We start from the raw sequence: 18,263 nt of genomic DNA on the forward strand, positions 1-18,263 counted from the left end.
GGGTGTCGGCTGGTCGCGCCCGCGCGGCGGAGCCGCACCAGGGCACCGCCCCGCCCCCAGCCCCCAGGGGCGCGGGGAACGGCGCGAGAAGCGACCACGGCCTGCGGGCGACGGGTGGGTCTAGGGGCGCGGGGAACTGCGCGAGGGGCAGGCTCTCAGGGGCCGGGCAGGGTCGCCAGGACCCGGGTCGCCACCTCTCTGCCGATCGGGAGGGACGCCGTCGCCGCCGGGCTCGGGGCGTTCAGGACGTGCACCGCTCTCGGGGTTTCCCGGATCAGGAAGTCGTCCACCAGGGTGCCGTCTCTCAGGACTGCCTGGGCCCGGACTCCTGCCGGGGCCGTGCGCAGGTCCGATTCCTCAACCCCGGGGAGCAGGCGGCGGACCGCCTCGGTGAAGGCTCGCTTCGAGAGGGAGCGGTGCAGTTCACCCGCGCCGTAGCGCCAGTGGCGGCGGGCTATCCGCCAGGTGCCGGGCCAGCCGAGGGTGCCGGCGAGTTCGGCGGGGCGGACCGTGCGCCAGTCGTAGCCCTCGCGGGCCGCGGCCGGGACGGCGTTGGGGCCGACGTGGACCGAGCCGTCGACACCCCGGGTGAGGTGGACGCCGAGGAAGGGGAAGGCGGGGTCGGGCACCGGGTAGACCAGGCCCTTGACCAGGCCGGGCCGGGCCAGCTCGTAGTACTCGCCGCGGAACGGCACGATCCGCACCCCGGGATCGTCGCCCGCGAGCCGGGCCACCCGGTCGCAGTGCAGGCCCGCGCAGTTCACCAGGGCGCGGGCGCGCAGCACCGTACCGTCCGCCGTGCGCACGGCGACGCCCAGCGCGGGGCGCCGGTCGATGCGGACGACCTCCGCGCCGTACCGCACGTCCGCGCCGGAAAGATCGGCGAGGCGGGCCGCCACCGCCCCGTAGTCGCACACCCCCGTCGTACCGACGTGGATCGCCGCCAGGCCGCGTACCTCCGGCTCGTACGCCGCTATCTGCGCCGGGCCCAGCTCGCGCACCGGGATGCCGTTCTCCCGACCGCGCTGGACCAGGGCGTGCAGCCGGGGCAGCTCGGCGCGCTCGGTGGCCACGATCAGCTTGCCGGTGACCTCGTGCGCGATGCCGTGCCGGGCGCAGAACTCGACCATCTCGGCCGCGCCCCGCACGGCGAAGCGCGCCTTCAGCGAGCCGGGCTTGTAGTAGATGCCGCTGTGGATGACCCCGCTGTTGCGCCCCGTCTGGTGCCGGGCGGGGCCGCTCTCCTTCTCCAGGACCACCACGCGCGTACCCGGCGAGGCCTGGGTGAGGGCGTACGCCGTCGACAGACCGACGATCCCGCCGCCGACCACCAGGACATCGCAGTCGTACGTCGTCACCCACACACCTCCCACCCCGGTCGTGCTCTTTCCCGGAGGACGGCCCCGGACCCCCTCATCACATACTGCACTGACCCACTGACAATCCCGGTAAACGTCCGGTGGAGGGCTCTACGCCGGGGTCACCAGGAGAGGCCTGGCGCGTTCGCGCAGCTCGGCGACTCTCGGCTCGTCCCCGTACGGCTCCAGTCGGTGCAGCAGATCGCGTACGTACTCGGTCGTACGCGCCGAGGAGATCCGGCCCGCGACCTCGACGGCGCGGGTGCCCGCCGCGCACGCCGCGTCCAGGTTCCCCGACTCCAGCTCGGCCACCGCGCTCACCACCAGGCGCAGCCCGTGCGAGCGGACGAACTCCTCGGTGGGCCGCGAAAGCGCCTGCTCGGTGAAGCGGCGCACCTGCCGCGGCGCCTTCAGGTCGCGGTAGCACTCCGCCGCGTCCGCCGCGAAGCGGTCGTAGGAGTAGAAGCCGAGCCAGGACGGGTCGCAGTCGCCGTCGCGCGAGCGCTCCAGCCAGGCCTCGGCGGCCTTCAGGGCGGCCTCGGCGGGGTGCCCGTCGCCGGCCTTGGCGTGGGCGCGCGCCTCCACAAGGCGGAAGAAGGACATGGTGCGGGCGGTGGCGAGCCCGCGGTTGCGCTCGACGGCGGCCTGCGCGAGGTCGACACCCTCGTCGGCGAAGCCGCGGTAAGTGGCCTGGAGCGACATCGACGCGAGCACGTAGCCGCCGAGCGGAACGTCGGCCGCCGCGCGCGCGAGCCGCAGCGCCTGGATGTAGTAGCGCTGGGCGGCCTCCTGCTGGCCGGTGTCGAAGGCCATCCACCCGGCGAGCCTGGTCAGTTCGGAGGTCGCGCCGAACAGCGCGCGGCCCACCTCGTCGCTGTACGAGCCGAGCAGCAGCGGGGCCGCGTCGACCCGTAAGCACTCGGGAACCATGGACGAACGCCAGTCGCCGCCGCCGTACTTGGAGTCCCAGCGGCGGGCGTCCTCGGCCGCCTCGCGCAGCTTGGCGACATCGCTGTGGCCGACCTTCAGCGGTGGCAGGTCGGTCAGGTCGATGCTGCGGGCGACCGAGGAGTCGGCGGGCGTGATGAGCCAGCGGGAGGCGGGCGTGGCGTACGCGCTGACCGCGAACGAGCCCGCGAGGGACTGCCAGATGCCGCCGCCGGCCCGCCGCCCGGCCAGATCCAGCCGGTACAGATCGGTCGCCGAGCGCACCGCCTCCGACACGTCGCGCGGGAAGGCGAGCCCGACCTCGGGGGCCGGATCCGCGTCCGCGAGGCCGATTTCGTGCAGCGGGACGGGCCGGCCCAGCTTGGCGCCGATCGCCGCCGCTATGAGATGGGGCGCGGCGCCCTGGGGCACCATGCCCTTGGAGACCCACCGGGCCACGGAGGTCTTGTCGTAGCGAAGGGTCAGGCCCCGCTGCGCGCCGAGGTCGTTGACCCGTCGCGCCAGGCCCGCATTGCTTATTCCCGCGAGGGCGAGAACGGTGCCGAGCTTCTCGTTCGGCCCGCGTTGCTCCCTGGACATGCGCCACCCCTCGACACAGACGGCGTTCCCCCGGGCGGTGTGGTGTCCGGATCGTCGGCCGCAAAAGCATGTGGCCGAGCCCTCGGGAATATGCCGCTCGTGGGGAACAGCAGTAAACACAGCGTAGTTCGCCGCATCCCGACCGTTAAGGGGCGGTCTTCCGTATGGCGAGATTGTTTTCCGTACGAACAGTTGCTGACACCCACGGGCGCGCCGCGATCGCCGGACCGTTGCGCCGGGGGTGAGGCGGGACCGGCCGCCGCCGCGCTCCCGCCGTGTGGCCGTGCGCCCGGCCGTGCGCTCTCGCGGGGCCCCCAGGGGAGCGCTTCCATGTGTGGTGCGTGGGTCGGCCCGCTGCATGGATCCAGTGGGCTGGGGGACACCGCCGCCTCAATCCCCGCGGGCGGCGGACCGGTCCGGGAGGCGAACGGCGCCTCCCGGACTGTGTGTTGAGGGCCTCCGGAGGCGGGTGTGACGACTCTGGCGCACCCAGAGAATGGCTTGATGTCGCCCCCCGGTCGAGAGCCCCGGAGCACCTCGTCGATCACCGACGGCGGGTCCCGTACGTCCCGGGAACGACACCAATCGGCCACCCCCCGGAGCGAATTCACTTTTTGCGCCCGCTACCCGTAGCCCCTCCGGGGCGCCGTTGTCGTGGCAGCATGGGGTCCCGGCCTCCTTCGGCCCGTACCGAGTGCCGTGAACGGCGTTCCTCGCCGAGGGCCGGCCGGAGTTGTCCACGAGTTGTCCACAGCCTGTGGAGGCGCGATGCGGTGGTTGGTGGGGTGGAGCAGCGTCGCCGCAAGCTTCCGCGCGGGCAGCTACGGTACGGGCGGCCATGGCACGGCCGGTGCCGTCGGCGAGCCCGACGAGGGGCGCACGGTCCACCCCGTCGGCGCCCAACTCCTGTGGGGCGACCCGGATCCGCTGTGGGCGGTGGGGGACTGGCGGCCCGACGAGATCCGCATCGTCAGCGTCGGCGCCGACACCCGCCTCGCCGTACTGGGCTGCTGCGCCGCGACCGACGAGGAGCTCAGGGTCGGCCTGTTCGCCGCGCGCGGGGGCGCACTGCGCCACCTCTCCGCATGGGCCGGGAGCTACACGGCCGTCGCCCAAGTGGCCCGCCGCGTCACGGTCGTGGGCGACCTGGCCGGCGCCCGGCCCGTCTTCTACACCCCCTGGGCGGGCGGAACGGCCTACGGGACAGCGGCACTTCCGCTCGCCGACCTCATCGAGGCCCAGCTCGACATCGGCCACCTCGCCGCCCTGCTCGCCTGCCCCGACGTGCCCGAGGCGCTCGGCGACTCCACCCCGTACGCGGGCGTGCGCCGCATCCCGCCCGGCCACGCGCTCGTCCTGCGCGAGGGCTCGCGCGAGATCACCGGGTACGAACCGGTCGCCTCGCTCGCGGTGGCCGCGCCCCAACTGGCGCCCGCCGCCGCGGTGGAGGGCGTGCGCGACGCCCTGGTCTCGGCGGTACGGGCCAGGCTCACCGCACCCCGGCACGCCCCCGAGACCCTCCCGCCCGACCCCGGCCCGGTCCCCGGAATGGGGCCGGCCGAGCGGCGCGCCGCCCGCGGGGGCCCGGCCCCCGGCATAGGAGCCGACCTCTCCGGAGGCCCCGCCTCCGCCACCCTCGCCCTGCTCGCTGCGGGCCTTCCCGGGGTGCCGGGCACGGTCCTCGGCCACGGCACGGGGGCGGGCGAACGCCTCCTGGCCGTCACCTTCAACGACCTCACGGTGCCGGGCGCGGGCCGCCAGGCCGAGCTGGAACGGGCCGGCGCGATGGCGGCGAACCCGCGTCTGCACCACGTGGTGGTGACCGGAGGCGAGGAGTCCCTGCCGTACGCGGACCTCGAAGGCCCCCTGACGGACGAGCCGGGCCCGTCGTTGATCGCGGCCCCGCGCCACCGCCGACGCCTCCTCGCGGGCAGCGCGGACCACTTCACCGGAAGCGGCGCCCGCCAGGTCCTCGACGCCCATCCGGCGCGCCTGGCCGACCTCCTGATGGACCGTCAGCGCCGTCATCTGCTCCGCCCGGCAACGGCGTTGGCGAAGGCGGGCGGCCCGACGGCCAACTCCCTCTTCGTGCCTCTGACCGTCTACAGAGCGGCCCGCCGCCTGGCCCGTACGCCCTACCGAACCGGCATCGAGTCGGCGGCGGACGCGCTGCGGGCGTCGGCGGCCGACGGCCTGCGGTCGCCCCGCTTCGACGACGCGGCGAGCCCGCTGTCGATCTCCCTGGCCGCCCTGTCCTGGACGCGCCCCGGCCCGGCGGCCCGCTGGCTGACCGGGGAGGCGCTCGCCGAAGTATCGGTTCGCCTGATGTCCTCGGCGACCCGCCCGGCCCCGTCGCAGCGCCCGGGCGAGGCCCGCGCGTCGGCCGCGCTCGCCCGTTACGCGGCGGACCACCGCATCCTGGAACAGGCCGCGGAGGTACGCAGCCAGCGCCTGCACGCACCCTTCCTGGACAACCAGGTGGTACGAGCGTGCCGCGCCCTCCCGGAATCCCTGCGGGTCCAGCCGGGCGCCCGGGCCACGATCCTGCGTACGGTGTTGTCGGCGTCCGGTGTACGCGACCTTCCACCGGGCTGGGGCGCCCCGTCCCACGCCCCCTCGACGGCCGCCGCGAGAGCGGGCCTGCGTCAGTCGACCGACCCGCTGATCTCCCTCTTCGAAGCGCCGCTGCTCGCGGACGCGGGCCTGATCGAGGCCCGCACGGTCCGCGAGGCGGTCCGCGCGGCGGCCGCGGGCGAACCCCTCCCGCTGGACGGCCTGGCGGACCTGATCTCGACGGAACTGTGGCTGCGGCGCCTGCTGTCCCGCCGGGGCACGTGCTGGACGGGCACGGCCGCGCCGAGGCAGCGGGCGGTGGCGGGAGGGGTGGTTCCGCCTCGACGGCCCACGTTGCGGTCCTGAGAGCCTGGGTCTCGGACACAGGCTCTCAACGGCGGACGGTCGCCGCCCCACCCCGGCTGCCCATGGAAAGCCGGCCCCGCTGAGCCCCGGAGGAAAACGATTCCCCCCGCACGGGCAAACCCCGTCACAATGGCAACCGTGCGGTACCTGATCCTGGGCGCCACGGAGGCGCGCGACGACAACGGCACCGCCATACCCCTGGGCGGCCCGAGGCTGCGCACCCTGCTGACCGCGTTGGTGCTGCGCACCCCCCGCCCCGTACCCGTACCCACGCTGATCGACGACGTATGGGCGGGCGATCCCCCGCAGGACGCTCCCGCGGCCCTGCAAGCCCTGGTGGGCCGTCTCCGCCGCGCCCTCGGCAGGGAGGCCGTCGAGTCCGGCCCCGCCGGCTACCGCCTCACCGCCGCGCGGGACACGGTCGACCTGTACGAGTTCGAGGACCGCGCCGCACAGGGCGCCGCCCAGCTCGCCGGGGGCGATCCGGAGTCCGCCGCCCGGACCCTGCGCGCGGCACTCGCCCTGTGGCGCGGCCCCGCCCTGGCGGACCTCCCCGAACGCGGCGCGGCCGTACGCCCCGAAGCCCAGCGCCTGGCCGCACAGCGCAACCGCATCGAGGCCGACCTGAGGCGGGGCGCCACGAGCGCACTGCTCCCCGAACTGACGGAGCTGCTCGCTGCGCACCCGTACGACGAGACACTGCACGCCCAGCTGATCCGTACGCTGCGGAACGAGGGCCGAAGAGCGGACGCCCTGGCCGCGTACGAGAAGGCGCGGCGCACTCTGGCGGAGTCCCTGGGCGCGGACCCGGGCCCCGAACTGACGTCTCTGCACGCGGAGCTGCTGGAGAGCACCACCGCCCCGGCCCGCCCCGCCGAGGCCACCCCGGTCCAGGGCGCGCGCCCCGTCCAGGCCGCCCCGCGCCCACCCGAGAGCCCTCGCCCCGCAGCAGGAAACCTCCGCCCCCGCCTGACCTCCTTCGTCGGCCGCGAGCCCGAACTGGCCCTGATCCGGGCCGACTTGACCGCATCCCGGCTCGTCACCCTCACCGGCCCCGGCGGCACCGGCAAGACCCGGCTCGCGGAACAGGCGGCAGCGGGGTCGGGAACGGACGCCTGGCTCGTCGAGCTCGCCCCGCTCGACCACCCCGAGGCCGTCCCCGGTGCCGTGGTCTCCGCGCTGGGGCTGCGCGAGACGACCCTGCTGCCGCAAGCCGGTCCGTCGCCCGCCCACGACGACCCGACCGCCCGCCTGGTCGACGACCTGTCCCGCCGGCCGGACACCCTGCTCGTCCTCGACAACTGCGAGCACGTCATCGACGCCGCGGCCCACCTCGCTGAGACGCTCCTCACCCGCTGCCCCCGGCTTCGTATCCTCGCCACCAGCCGCGAACCCCTGGGCGTACCCGGCGAGGCGGTCCGGCCGGTCGAGCCACTGCCGCCTCTCCCGGCCCACCGCCTGTTCGCCGAGCGCGCCCGCGCCGTACGACCCGACTTCGATCCCACCTCCGACCCCGAAGCCGTCGCCGAGATCTGCCGCCGCCTGGACGGGCTCCCGCTCGCCATCGAACTGGCCGCGGCCCGCCTCCGCATGCTGACGCCCCGTCAGATCGCGGACCGGCTCGACGATCGATTCCGCCTGCTCACCAGCGGCAGCCGCACCGTACTGCCGAGGCAGCAGACCCTGCGGGCCGTCGTCGACTGGTCCTGGGACCTGCTCGACGAACCCGAACGCGCGGTCCTGCGCCGCGCCTCCGTCTTCGCCGGCGGCTGGGACCTCGCCGCCGCCCAGGCGGTGTGCGGCACCGCGCCCGCCCCCGGCGCCGCGGACGCCACCGACGCCCTCGCCGCCCTCGTCGACAAGTCCCTGGTCATCGCGGTCCCCGCGCCCGACGGCACCGGCATGCGCTACCGCATGCTGGAGACCATCCACGAATACGCCGCCGAGCGGGCCGCCGAGACCCCCGAGGCGCTGCGCGAGGCCGCCGACGCGCACACCGCGTACTACCGCGAGCTGGCCCGCCGGGCCGAACCCCGCGTCCGCTCGGGCGAGCAGCTCCCCTGGATCAACCGCCTGGAGACCGAGCTCGACAACATCAGGGCCGCACTGCGCCGCACGACGACCCCGCCCACCGCCGACGAGGCGGCCGGCACCGAACTCGCCCTGTCCATGGGCTGGTTCTGGTGGCTGCGCAACTACCGGACCGAAGGCGCCGCCTGGGGCCAGGCCGTCGCGGAGCTCTCGCCGACGCCCTCCGACGCGTCCGACCCGCGCCACTGGCCACGGCTCCACCTCGATCTGCTCCGCTTCTTCCTGCTCTCCGACGCCAACCCCCGCGAGGGCCTCGACAGCCCCGCCGTACAGGACCGCCTGGTCCAGCTCCGCGCGGCCTTCGAGGCGGGCGGTCCCGAGGCGGCCCGCTTCCCGGGGCTGCTCTGGCCGTTCACGACGTTCTTCACCGACACCCCGGGGCTGATGCGCGAGTCGATCGACGCGGTCGTCGCCAACTGCCGCCGCCACGGCGGCGACTGGGCGATCGGGGTGTCCCTGATGTTCCGCACCCACATGGCCATCGACACGCCCGGTGGCTTCGAGGGCATCGACGACGACCTCGCCGAGCTGCGCGAGCTCGCCCGCCGCGTCGGCGACCGCTGGATGCGCGCCCAGGTGGCCAGCGCCGCCGCCGAGGCCGCGATGGTGCGCGGCCGCCCCGAAGAGGCCCACGCCGCCTACCAGGAGGCCATACAACTGGCCCGCGAGGTGGGCGCCCACCACGAGGCGCCGTTCCTCATCGCCCGGGTCGCCGAACTCGCCTACCGCGGCGGCGACTTGGAGTCCGCCGAGAAGTACCTGGCCGAAGCCGCCACGGAGGCGGACCGCTACCGGGGCGGCGACGCCATGCCGTACGTCAACTCGCTGCTCGCCACCATCGCCCTCGACCGAGGCGAGACCGCCGCCGCCCGCACCCTGCGGGAGGAGGCCCTCGAACTCGCCATGCTGGGTCCGCTGCCCCCGCACTTCGTCGCGCTGCTCGACGCGCTGGACGCCCGGATCATCGCCGCCGAGTCGGGCCCGCTCCAGGGCCTGCGGACCATCGCGGACGCCCTGCGCACGGCGGCCGGCTCCGAGTGCACCGAGATCGTCCTGGCCCATCTCGGCGGGCGCGCGGCCCAGTTCCTCGGCGACCTCGGCGAGCACGCCCGCGCGGTACGGGTCCTGGGGGCGGCCACCGCCTGGCGCGCCGGAATCCCGCGTTCCGTACCGGAGCTGGAGCTTGAGGAATCCATCACGGCCCGGGCCCGCCGAGCACTCCCACCCGAGGAGTACGAGGCCGAACGCGCGGCCGGGGCGGAGCTGACCCCTGCCGAGGTTCCACCGGTCCTGTATGCGGTTACCGGGGGCTGAGCGTTCTGCGGGGTGCGGGTATTCGTCCGCGGGCCGGTGGGGGCCGGTCGCGCGGTTCCCGCGGAGCTACCGGCAACCGATCTGCGACTGTGCCCAGTCCGCCAGCGTCGCCCCGCCGAACGGGCCCGCCGGTTCGACGACGAGCCGGATCGTCCTGCGGCCCGAGATGTCGGCGTGCACCGGTACCGCCGGGTCGCCGCCGTGCATCACCGGAGACTCCCAGAGCCTCGCCCCGTCCCCGTACAGCGAGAACCGCACCGTCCCGAGCCCCATCGTCAGGTCGTCCACGCCCGCGTACGCGTCGTACGTGCGGCACTGGCGGTTGAGGTCGATGGTCACCGAGGACCGGCCGTGCACGGTCACCCCGTGCGGATACCGGCGGTCGGCGATCCGCGTGCCCGAGCGCTGCCACAGCCAGCTGGAGTCGCGGAGCCGCACCTCGGGCTCGGTGCCGTCGCCGAGGGTGTCGTACCGCAGGCCGCTCACCTGGAACACGGTCGGTGCGGGCGGCGGCGGGGGTGGCGTCGGCGTCGGCTTCGGCGGGGTCGGCTTCGGCGGCGGCACCGGACGGGGCGGCGTGGGCCGGGGATGCGTCGGCTTCGGCGGGGTCGGCCGGGCCGACGGCTTCTTCGGCGCGGGCGGAGCCGGAGGCGCGGGGACCGCGGGCGGCTCGGGCGAGGGCGGCGGCTGCTTACGCGGTACGACGGGCGCCACCGCGGGCGGCTTCGCGTCGGGCTTGGGCGGCGGCGAATCGTGGCCGCTCAGCGCGAACACGACACCCGCCGCCACCGCGACGGCCACCGCCGCGGCGATCCCGGCCTTGGCCGGGGCGCCGAGCCCCTCCGAGGCCGCGGCACCTCCGGCCGTACTGCCGGACGAACTGCCGCCGGTCGCCGCGGCCGCGGCACCCGCGCCCGCGGCTCCGGCGGCGCCGCCCGCCACCACTCCGGCGGCCTTGAGCGAGAACCCGGCGGCGAACCAGCCGATGACCGCGACCGGAAGCAGCGCGGGGATCCCGGCGTTGACGTCTTTGAGTTCGACGACCGCGACCCGGCACTTCGCGCACTCCTCCAGGTGCTTGCTGAGCCCGCGCTCCGCCCGCACCCGCAGCCCGCCCCGCGCGTACGCGCCGAGCCGGTCGGCATAGCGCGCGCAGTCCCCGCCGGAGGTCAGCGCGCTGGAGACGTGGGCCTGGAGATAGGCCTGCTTGAGGCCCTCCCTGGCGCGGCTGGCGAGCACCGCCGTCGCGTTGGCTGTCAGCCCGAACAGCGGGGCGATCTCGCTGGGCGACTCCTCCTCGACGGTGGTGTGCCACAGCACCGCCTGCCACCGCTCGGGCAGCGAGCGGAACGCCTGCATGGCCAGGGTCTGCTCGGCCTCGTGCATGGCCCGTACCTCGGCGCCGAGATCGATGGTGTCGTCGTCGGACACCTCGGCGGAGCGCGCGGACTGCTGGGCGAAGACCGCGAAGTCGTCGACCAGCTGCTCCCGCTTGGCCGTCCGCGTCCAGGACGCGGCGACCCGCCGGACGGTGGTCATCAGATAGGCGCGTACAGCCTGTTCGGGCCCGGCCCCGCCGCGTACCGCCTGCAGGGTGCGCGCGAAGACCTCCGCCGTCAGATCGTCGGCGGTGTACGCGTCGCGGCAACAGCTGCGGGCGTAGCGCCGCACGGCGTCCGAGTGGCGCCGGAACAGCTCTTCGTACGCGCTGTCGTCGCCGGCCCGCATCGCGTGGATCAGGTCGGCGTCGGACTGGCCGACCTCCAGGGCCACGCCCTCGCGCAACCCGCCCTCGCGCTGCGGCGGCACGCTGGTACCGGGCTCGCCGACGCCGTCCATGGGGCCCCAGGGCCCGGGCAGCACGGTCCCGCCGAGTTCGCCGAGCTCCGAACCGGAACCCCTGCCGGGCTGTCCCGGAATGGGCGCGGGCCCGCCCGGCGAACCTCCGCGGGGGCCACCCTGGCTCGGCACCTGGCGCGGCGGAAGGCCACCGTCAGGGCCGCCGGATTCCGGACCGCCGCCGCCCGAGCGCGACTCGTCCCGCTCTTCAACGCCCATCGCGGAAGCTCCCGTGAACACGCTCAGACCCGACCACCGGGCAAGCGTGCCACAGAGCCCAAGCGGAGCCGAGTCTCAGGACCGGCAACCACTCATCCGAGGAGACTTACCGCACCCGAGCACTAGCCATCACCCGTTCGGGGAAGACTCGAAGGCTCGGGAGCGGCCGCCGGGATCCCCAACTCTGGCTCTTCGCAAGGGAGTTGAGCGCCGGGAGCGAGCCCGGTCCGCCGCTCAGGACGGCCGCGAGCGGAGCCCCTCCAGCAGGATGTCGAGCAGCCGCGACGAGGCCGCCGCCTGCTGCGTGGCGTCCGGCAGGGAAGGCGCCGCGGTGGCTATCACCAGGAGCACATCGGCGACGGTCACATCACCGCGCAGCTCACCCGCCGCCCTCGCCCGGTCCACCAACTGCCCGACCACGTCGAGCAACTCGGCCGCACCCGCGTCGTCCAGCTCCTGCTCGGGAGCCGTCCGCTGCTCGATCACCCGGCCCCAGCCGGAGCCCTGCTCGGCGAGGCCGACCTGACGCTGCTGCGGAACCCGCGCCTCGTCGAGGCCGTCCCGTACGCCGTCGGACCGCAGGCCCTCGGGACGTACGACGTCGGTCTCCTCGGCATCGGCGCCGACCCTCAGCACCTGCGGCGGAAGCAGCCGTCCGGCGCCCGAGGCGACCGAGGTGCGCAGGAAGCGGGAGAGCGCGGACCAGGGCTCTTCCTCCTGGCCAAGGGCCGTGCGTGCCTGGTCGGTCAGCCGCGAGGTCTCCTCCTCGGCTATCCGGCGCACCAGGACGTCCTTGCTCGGGAACCGCCGGTACACGGTACCCACACCGACCCTGGCCCGGCGCGCCACGTCCTCCATGGGCGCCCCGTAACCGAGCTCGCCGAACACTTCACGTGCCGCGCGCAGCACGTGCTCAAGATTGCGCTGGGCATCCACCCGCAGCGGCGCGGAACGCGATCCGCCCGCGCTCGGACCCGTACCCACGCGACCGTTTCCGTCGGAAGCCGCGACGGCAGTCTGCCAATGAGAGTCCTGAATGTGCATTTATCCCCCGGTAATAACGTCTCCCCCCGGAGACTCCCCGCCCTGACAGCCGGGGACCGGTCCCTAACCCGACACCCCGACGGGTTACGAACATAGTTGAGCCGGAGTCAATTCAGAAGAGGTTCTTCCGCACGGTGTGCCCCCCGATCGGACCAAGGACCGAAACCTGACCGAATCGGACCCGGCCCATCACGTGTCACTCACCTCCTGACCTGCGCGTCTCTCATCGCGGCGCGAAGAATGAGCCACCCGCCACAGGAGTTCCCTCCAGTCACACAATTTGCCGGGGCTGTGGACAAAGCCCGGGGCCCGTTGCGTCATGGGGTGGTGACAGAACCTGTGCGCATTCTCGTGGTCGGCGGCGGATACGTCGGGATGTACACGGCGCTGCGCCTGCAACGGAAGCTCAAGACAGAGCTGAAGAGCGGCGCCGTCCGGATCACCGTGGTCACCCCCGACCCCTACATGACGTACCAGCCGTTCCTGCCCGAGGCGGCGGCCGGAAACATCTCCCCGCGGCACGTCGTGGTCCCGCTGCGCCGGGTCCTGGACAAGTGCCGCATCGTCATCGGCGAGGCCGACCGCATCGACCACTCCAAGCGCACCGCCACCGTCACCACCCTCGCCTCCCCCGAGGACGGCACCGGCGCCATCCAGCTGACGTACGACGAACTCGTCATCGCGCCCGGTTCGATCTCGCGCACCCTGCCCGTCCCCGGTCTCGCCGACTACGCCATCGGCTTCAAGACCGTCGAGGAGGCCATCGGCCTGCGCAATCACGTCATCGAGCAGATGGACATCGCCTCCTCGACGCGCGACCCGGCGATCCGCGACGCCGCCCTCACCTTCGTCTTCGTAGGCGGCGGCTACGCGGGCGTCGAGGCGCTCGCCGAGCTGGAGGACATGGCGCGCTACACGGCGCGGTACTACCACAACATCCGGCCCGAGGACCTGAAGTGGATCCTCGTCGAGGCCAGCGGCCGGATCCTGCCCGAAGTCGGCGAGGAGATGGGCAAGTACGCGATCCGCGAGCTGCGCGCCCGCAACATCGACGTACGCCTGGAGACCCGGCTCGACACGTGCGAGAACCGGGTCGCCGTCCTCAGCGACGGCGCCCGCTTTCCCACCCGTACCGTCGTGTGGACCGCCGGCGTCAAGCCCGCCCCGATCCTCGCCGCCACCGACCTGCCCCTGAACGAGCGCGGCCGGCTCACGTGCACGGCGGAACTGCGCGTGGCGGGCACCGAGCACGCGTGGACGGCCGGCGACGCGGCCGCCGTCCCCGACCTGACCTCGAAGGACCAGGGCAAGGAGTGCGCCCCCAACGCCCAGCACGCCCTCCGCCAGGCGAAGGTCCTCGCCGAGAACATCGCCGCGGCCGTACGGGGCGGAGCGCTCAAGGAATACCGGCACAAGTACGCCGGCTCGGTCGCATCCCTCGGCCTGCACAAGGGCGTCGCCCACGTCTACGGCCGCAAACTCAAGGGCTACCCGGCCTGGTTCATGCACCGCGCCTACCACCTGAGCCGCGTCCCGACGTTCAACCGCAAGGCCCGCGTGCTGGCCGAATGGACCCTGGCGGGGCTCTTCAAACGCGAGATCGTCTCGCTCGGCTCACTGGAACACCCGCGCGCCGAGTTCGAGATCGCGGCAGGCGGCGGACCGCCCGCCAAGGGCCCCGCCCCGCAGGAGAACTGACGGTTGTCAGTGCGGTCCGTCACACTGGGCGTGTGACCATAGGTGGGCCCACACCTGCACAGAGTGATCCAGCGAACCAGCACCGCACAAGGACCGGCAGCACAGCACCCGCAGCAACACACGAGGCTTGGAACACCGTGAACTTCACGCGTTGGAGCGCCCGGCTCCCCGGTACGCAACGCCGCGCCGCAGCACGGCCCGACCGCGCCGACCGGGGCTCCGTGCCCGCGGCCCGCGGTGAATCCGGGCCGCAGCCCTGGCCGGACGATGCGGCCGAGCCCCCGGCCCTGGACGACCTCTCCGTGCGCGACCTCCTCGGCCAGCTCCCCGCCCTGGTCGCGCTCCTGCACGGCCCCGAGCACCGCGTCGCGTACGTCAACGACGCCTACACCGCGGCCTTCGGCACCCGCCCGCTGGGCGCCCCGGCCGCCAAGGCGCTGCCCGAGCTCGACGAACTCGGCCTGCTCCCGCTGATGGACCAGGTGCTGCGCAGCGGCACGTCCCGTACGGTCAAGTCCCGCAAGACCCAGGCCGCCGGCTCGTACACGGTGACGTGCAGCCCGGTGGAGATCCCCGGCCAGGACGAGGGCGGCGTGCTCGTCTTCGCCGCCGACGTCACCGACCACGCCGAGGCCGCCGAGCGGCTGCGTGCCAGCGAGCGCCGCCACCGCGAGACCGCCGTCACCCTCCAGCGCTCCCTGCTCCCGCAGGAACTGGAACAGCCCGACGACCTGCGGGTGGCCGCCACCTATCAGCCCGGCGGCAAGGACGCGGCGGTCGGCGGCGACTGGTACGACGTGATCACGCTTGGCGCCGGCCGCACCGCCCTGGTCATCGGCGACGTGATGGGCCGAGGGGTCCGCGCGGCCGCCGTGATGGGCCAGCTCCGCACCGCGGTCAGGGCGTACGCCCGCCTCGACCTGCCGCCGCACGAGGTGCTCCAGCTCCTGGACGGACTGGCCTCCGAGATCGACGCCAGCCAGATCGCCACCTGCGTCTACGCCGTGCACGACCCCAACGAGGGCCGCCTGGTGTACGCGTCGGCGGGCCACCTGCCCGTTCTCGTACGCCATGAGGACGGCAGCGTCCACCGGGCCGAGGAGCCGACCGGGCCCCCGCTCGGCACGGGCGGCTGGCTGCACACCTCCGGCACCATCGCCCTGCCGCCCGGCGCGACCGCCGTCCTCTATACGGACGGCCTGGTCGAGCGCAGGCGCGAGGACATCGACGAGGGCGTGGCCGCCCTTGAGCGGGCGCTGTCCGGCGCGGTCGGCACCCCGCAGGTGGTGTGCGACCGGCTGCTGCGCGCCCTCGGTGTCACCGCCGAGCACGACGACGACGTCGCGGTCCTGGTCTGCCAGCACCCGGCCCGCACGGGCCATGCCGCCGAGCTCTTCCACAACGCGGCGCTCGACCTGCTCGGCGGCATCGAAGCGGCCCCGCGCGCCCGGGCGTTCGCCTCCGGCGTCCTCGCCTCGTGGCGCTTCCCGGTGGAGCTGCGCGACCTGGGCGTCCTGGCGGCGAGCGAGCTGGTGGCCAACTCGCTCCAGCACGGCACCCCGCCGATGCGCCTCAGACTCCGCCGCACCGACCGCCGCCTGATCATCGAGGTGACGGACGGCGACGACCACCTGCCGCGCCGCCGCAGAGCCGACCCCGCGGACGAAGCAGGACGAGGCATCTCGATCGTCGCGACGATCGCCTCGTCCTGGGGTTCGCGCCGCACACCGGGCGGCGGCAAAGCGGTGTGGTGCGAGTTCGCGCTGCCCGGTTAGGCGTTGGCGGGTGCGGGCTCGGGCTTGTGCACCGCGACCACGCGCGAGGTGGCCGCGAGCATCGGATGGTCCTGCGCCGGCGTCAGCTTCTTGCCGAGCCGCAGCGCGAGGAAGGTGATCCCGAGCGAGAAGAGCACGAACGTCACGATGTACGGGCCGTGCAGCGCGGCCCCCATGGGCCCGCCCACCGCCGGACCGACAGCCAGCGCGAGCTGCTTGACCAGCGCGAACGCCGAGTTGTACTGCCCGACCATCGACTCCGGAGCGAGATCGGCGACCAGCGGCGCCACGGTCGGCGACAGCATCGCCTCACCGAGCCCGAAGAGCGCGTACGTCGAGACGAACGCGGCGGTCGCCATCGCCTGGCTGCCGTGCCCGAGCCCGGCGTAACCGGCCGCGATCCACGCCACGGCCCAGATCAGACCGACGGACGCGATGACGCGGCTGCGACGCCGGCGCTCGACGAACTTCAGCACCAGGAACTGCGCGACCACGATGACGGCCGTGTTCGCGGCCAGCGCGATGCCCAGCGTCGAGGGCTGGATCCCGGCGGCCTCGGTGCCGTACGCGGCAAGACCCGACTCGAACTGCCCGTAGCAGGCGAAGAACAACACGAAGCCGAGGACGCACAGCTGCACCATCGCCCGGTGCCCGAGGATCGCGCGGATCCCGCCGCCGGCACCCTGCTCACCCTTGGGACGCGCGTCCGAGAGGGCCGCCGAGCGCGGCATCCTCACCGAACCGGCGATCCCGGCGAGCACCAGGAACATCACCGCTTCGATGGAGAAGAGGAGGGTGAAGCTGGAGGGGTGGCTCTCGTCGACTATCTGGCCGCCGATGAGGCCGCCGATGCCGAGCCCGAGGTTCTGCAGGAAGAACTGCATGGCGAAGGCGCGGGTGCGGGTGGCGGGGCCGGAGCACCAGACGATCATCGTCGCGAGCGCGGGCTGCATGACGGCGGTGCCCGCGCCGAGCAGCGCGGCCGAAGCGACAGCGGCGGGCACGCTGGAGGCGAAGCCCATGCTCAGCGCGCCGGCGGAGGCGAGCACCGCGGCGCCGACGAGCACCGGCAGCGGCCCGCGCCGGTCGATGACGCGACCGGTGAACGGCAGCACCACGAGCGCGGCCATGGCGAAGACGGCGAGCACGACACCGGCCGTGGTCGCACCCAGATCCCGCACCTGAGCCACGTACACATAGAGGTACGGAACGGTGAACCCGAGTCCAAACGCGCTCAGCGCGTTACCTGCCTGGATCCGGCGCATCGCTGCACCCATCGCCTTGGTCACACTTCACCACCTTGGGGTCTAGAAGCTAGGAGGACTCGAACCTGAAGGGCTCAGTCCTGAAGACTTCAACACTAAAATTAGATCCTTAACAATACACACTCAAGGACTTAGACGCCAACGGACCCCGTGCCATACTCGCGACATGGCTGAGACCACCGAGCCCGCCGAGCCCGACGGCCCCCAGGAGCCGACCCTCGACGAGCAGATCGCCGCGTACCAGCGGGAGTACCGCGACCTCGACCCCCAGGTGGAAAAGGTCGTCTCGGCCCTGGGCCGCCTGAACCGCCGGATGAACGTGGCGTACGGCCGCCAGGTCGCCGCCCTCGGCATCAGCAACACGGAGTGGGAGGTCCTCAAGACCCTGCTCCTGGCGGGCGAGCCCTACCGCCTGGGCCCCGGCGAACTCGCCAAGCGCCTCGGCCTCACGCCGGCCGCGATGACGCACCGCATCGACCGCATGGCCGGCGAAGGCCTGGTCACGCGGGACCGCGACGAGAACAACCGGGTGCGCGTCATCGTCGAGCTGACGGACGAGGGCCGTACGAAGTGGCTGGAGGCCATGCGCATGGCCAGCGACTTCGAGGAGGACCTCCTCCAGGACCTGTCCGCCGAGGAGCGCGGCCTCCTCGGCGAGATGCTGATCCGCCTGCTCCGCAGGGTGGAGCACGCCCAGCCGGACGCGGGCGGCCGCCTCACCGACCTCGACTGACCTCGCTCGCCTGAAAAACCAGTGGACAGGAGCCGGGGCCGGGGTTGACACGCCCCTCCCCGATCCGTAAGGTTCTTCGAGTTGTCGCGGAGCCGATACGGTTCTGCAACAACCATCCGCCGCAGATTCTGCGGCCACCCAACTCAGTACGATCTCCCGACCGGGAGTGTTTTCGGCATGCCGAATTCATTTCCATCGGGCCCGGAAGGCCCGATTACGGGTTGCCGGGAAAATCCGCTAGAGTTCGGGAGTCGGAACGGCCCAACAGCCGGGAAGACAAGCCGACTTGGACCCGGGAGACCGGAAATCAGGCCCGAAAGGATCTGATAGAGTCGGAGCCGCCGGAAAGGGAAACCCGAGAGGGAGAACCGGAAAGGCGCCGAGGAAATCGGACACGAAAGAGTCTGATAGAGTCGGAACACGAAATACCGGAGGGAAGCGCCCGGAGGAAAGCCCGCGAGGGTGAGTACGAAGGAAGCGT

At 73.4% G+C, this 18,263-nt stretch carries 10 protein-coding genes; 5 read left to right on the plus strand and 5 right to left on the minus strand.

Features of this window, described 5'->3' with window-relative positions:
- Positions 1–155: 155 nt before the first annotated feature.
- Entirely contained in the window at positions 156–1,358 is a 1,203-nt protein-coding gene (gene lhgO, locus ACWC2B_RS24470; protein WP_450719980.1) for an L-2-hydroxyglutarate oxidase, read from the minus strand.
- A gap of 111 nt (positions 1,359–1,469) precedes the next feature.
- Positions 1,470–2,885, minus strand: a complete 1,416-nt coding sequence (locus ACWC2B_RS24475; protein ID WP_450719982.1) for an MFS transporter — start codon at positions 2,883–2,885, stop codon at positions 1,470–1,472.
- 768 nt (positions 2,886–3,653) lie between these two features.
- Between ACWC2B_RS24475 and ACWC2B_RS24480 the strand changes: the two genes are divergently transcribed.
- A complete protein-coding gene (locus tag ACWC2B_RS24480) occupies positions 3,654–5,804 on the plus strand; it encodes an asparagine synthase-related protein (RefSeq protein ID WP_450719984.1) in 2,151 nt (716 codons plus the stop codon).
- Positions 5,805–5,942: 138 nt separating this feature from the next.
- On the plus strand, positions 5,943–9,209 hold the full coding sequence (locus tag ACWC2B_RS24485) for an AfsR/SARP family transcriptional regulator (protein ID WP_450719986.1): 3,267 nt from the start codon (positions 5,943–5,945) through the stop codon (positions 9,207–9,209).
- Positions 9,210–9,275: 66 nt separating this feature from the next.
- On the opposite strand, the gene ACWC2B_RS24490 is transcribed toward ACWC2B_RS24485, so the two are convergent.
- Together ACWC2B_RS24490 and ACWC2B_RS24495 are read right to left on the minus strand one after the other, a co-directional pair.
- Positions 9,276–11,267 (minus strand): sigma-70 family RNA polymerase sigma factor, encoded by a 1,992-nt coding sequence (locus ACWC2B_RS24490; RefSeq protein ID WP_450719988.1) that lies wholly within the window; start codon positions 11,265–11,267, stop codon positions 9,276–9,278.
- Positions 11,268–11,501: 234 nt separating this feature from the next.
- Complete coding sequence (locus ACWC2B_RS24495; protein WP_450719990.1) at positions 11,502–12,311, minus strand: TetR/AcrR family transcriptional regulator; 810 nt, start codon at positions 12,309–12,311, stop codon at positions 11,502–11,504.
- Positions 12,312–12,638: 327 nt separating this feature from the next.
- On the opposite strand from ACWC2B_RS24495, the gene ACWC2B_RS24500 reads away from it, so the two are divergent.
- On the plus strand, positions 12,639–14,009 hold the full coding sequence (locus ACWC2B_RS24500; RefSeq protein ID WP_450719992.1) for an NAD(P)/FAD-dependent oxidoreductase: 1,371 nt from the start codon (positions 12,639–12,641) through the stop codon (positions 14,007–14,009).
- 137 nt (positions 14,010–14,146) lie between these two features.
- Positions 14,147–15,784 carry an ATP-binding SpoIIE family protein phosphatase gene (locus tag ACWC2B_RS24505; protein ID WP_450719994.1) on the plus strand — a complete coding sequence of 546 codons (1,638 nt, stop codon included), beginning with the start codon at positions 14,147–14,149 and terminating at the stop codon, positions 15,782–15,784.
- Here ACWC2B_RS24505 and ACWC2B_RS24510 read toward each other — a convergent pair.
- A complete protein-coding gene (locus tag ACWC2B_RS24510) occupies positions 15,781–17,061 on the minus strand; it encodes an MFS transporter (protein WP_450720004.1) in 1,281 nt (426 codons plus the stop codon). The two genes, ACWC2B_RS24505 and ACWC2B_RS24510, sit on opposite strands and share 4 nt — an antisense overlap.
- Before the next feature lie 154 nt (positions 17,062–17,215).
- Here ACWC2B_RS24510 and ACWC2B_RS24515 point away from each other — a divergent pair, with 154 nt between their 5' ends.
- Positions 17,216–17,782 carry a MarR family winged helix-turn-helix transcriptional regulator gene (locus ACWC2B_RS24515; RefSeq protein WP_450719996.1) on the plus strand — a complete coding sequence of 189 codons (567 nt, stop codon included), beginning with the start codon at positions 17,216–17,218 and terminating at the stop codon, positions 17,780–17,782.
- The last annotated feature ends 481 nt before the right edge of the window (positions 17,783–18,263 follow it).

The organism is Streptomyces sp. NPDC001415, from assembly GCF_053597395.1.

What these genes read in the sequence shown, in the direction of transcription:
- ACWC2B_RS24475 (WP_450719982.1), bottom strand. Translation starts at nt 2,885, where the DNA reads ATGTCCAGGGAGCAACGCGGGCCGAACGAGAAGCTCGGCACCGTTCTC.
- ACWC2B_RS24480 (WP_450719984.1), top strand. Translation starts at nt 3,654, where the DNA reads ATGCGGTGGTTGGTGGGGTGGAGCAGCGTCGCCGCAAGCTTCCGCGCG.
- ACWC2B_RS24490 (WP_450719988.1), bottom strand. Translation starts at nt 11,267, where the DNA reads ATGGGCGTTGAAGAGCGGGACGAGTCGCGCTCGGGCGGCGGCGGTCCG.
- ACWC2B_RS24495 (WP_450719990.1), bottom strand. Translation starts at nt 12,311, where the DNA reads ATGCACATTCAGGACTCTCATTGGCAGACTGCCGTCGCGGCTTCCGAC.
- ACWC2B_RS24510 (WP_450720004.1), bottom strand. Translation starts at nt 17,061, where the DNA reads ATGGGTGCAGCGATGCGCCGGATCCAGGCAGGTAACGCGCTGAGCGCG.
- ACWC2B_RS24515 (WP_450719996.1), top strand. Translation starts at nt 17,216, where the DNA reads ATGGCTGAGACCACCGAGCCCGCCGAGCCCGACGGCCCCCAGGAGCCG.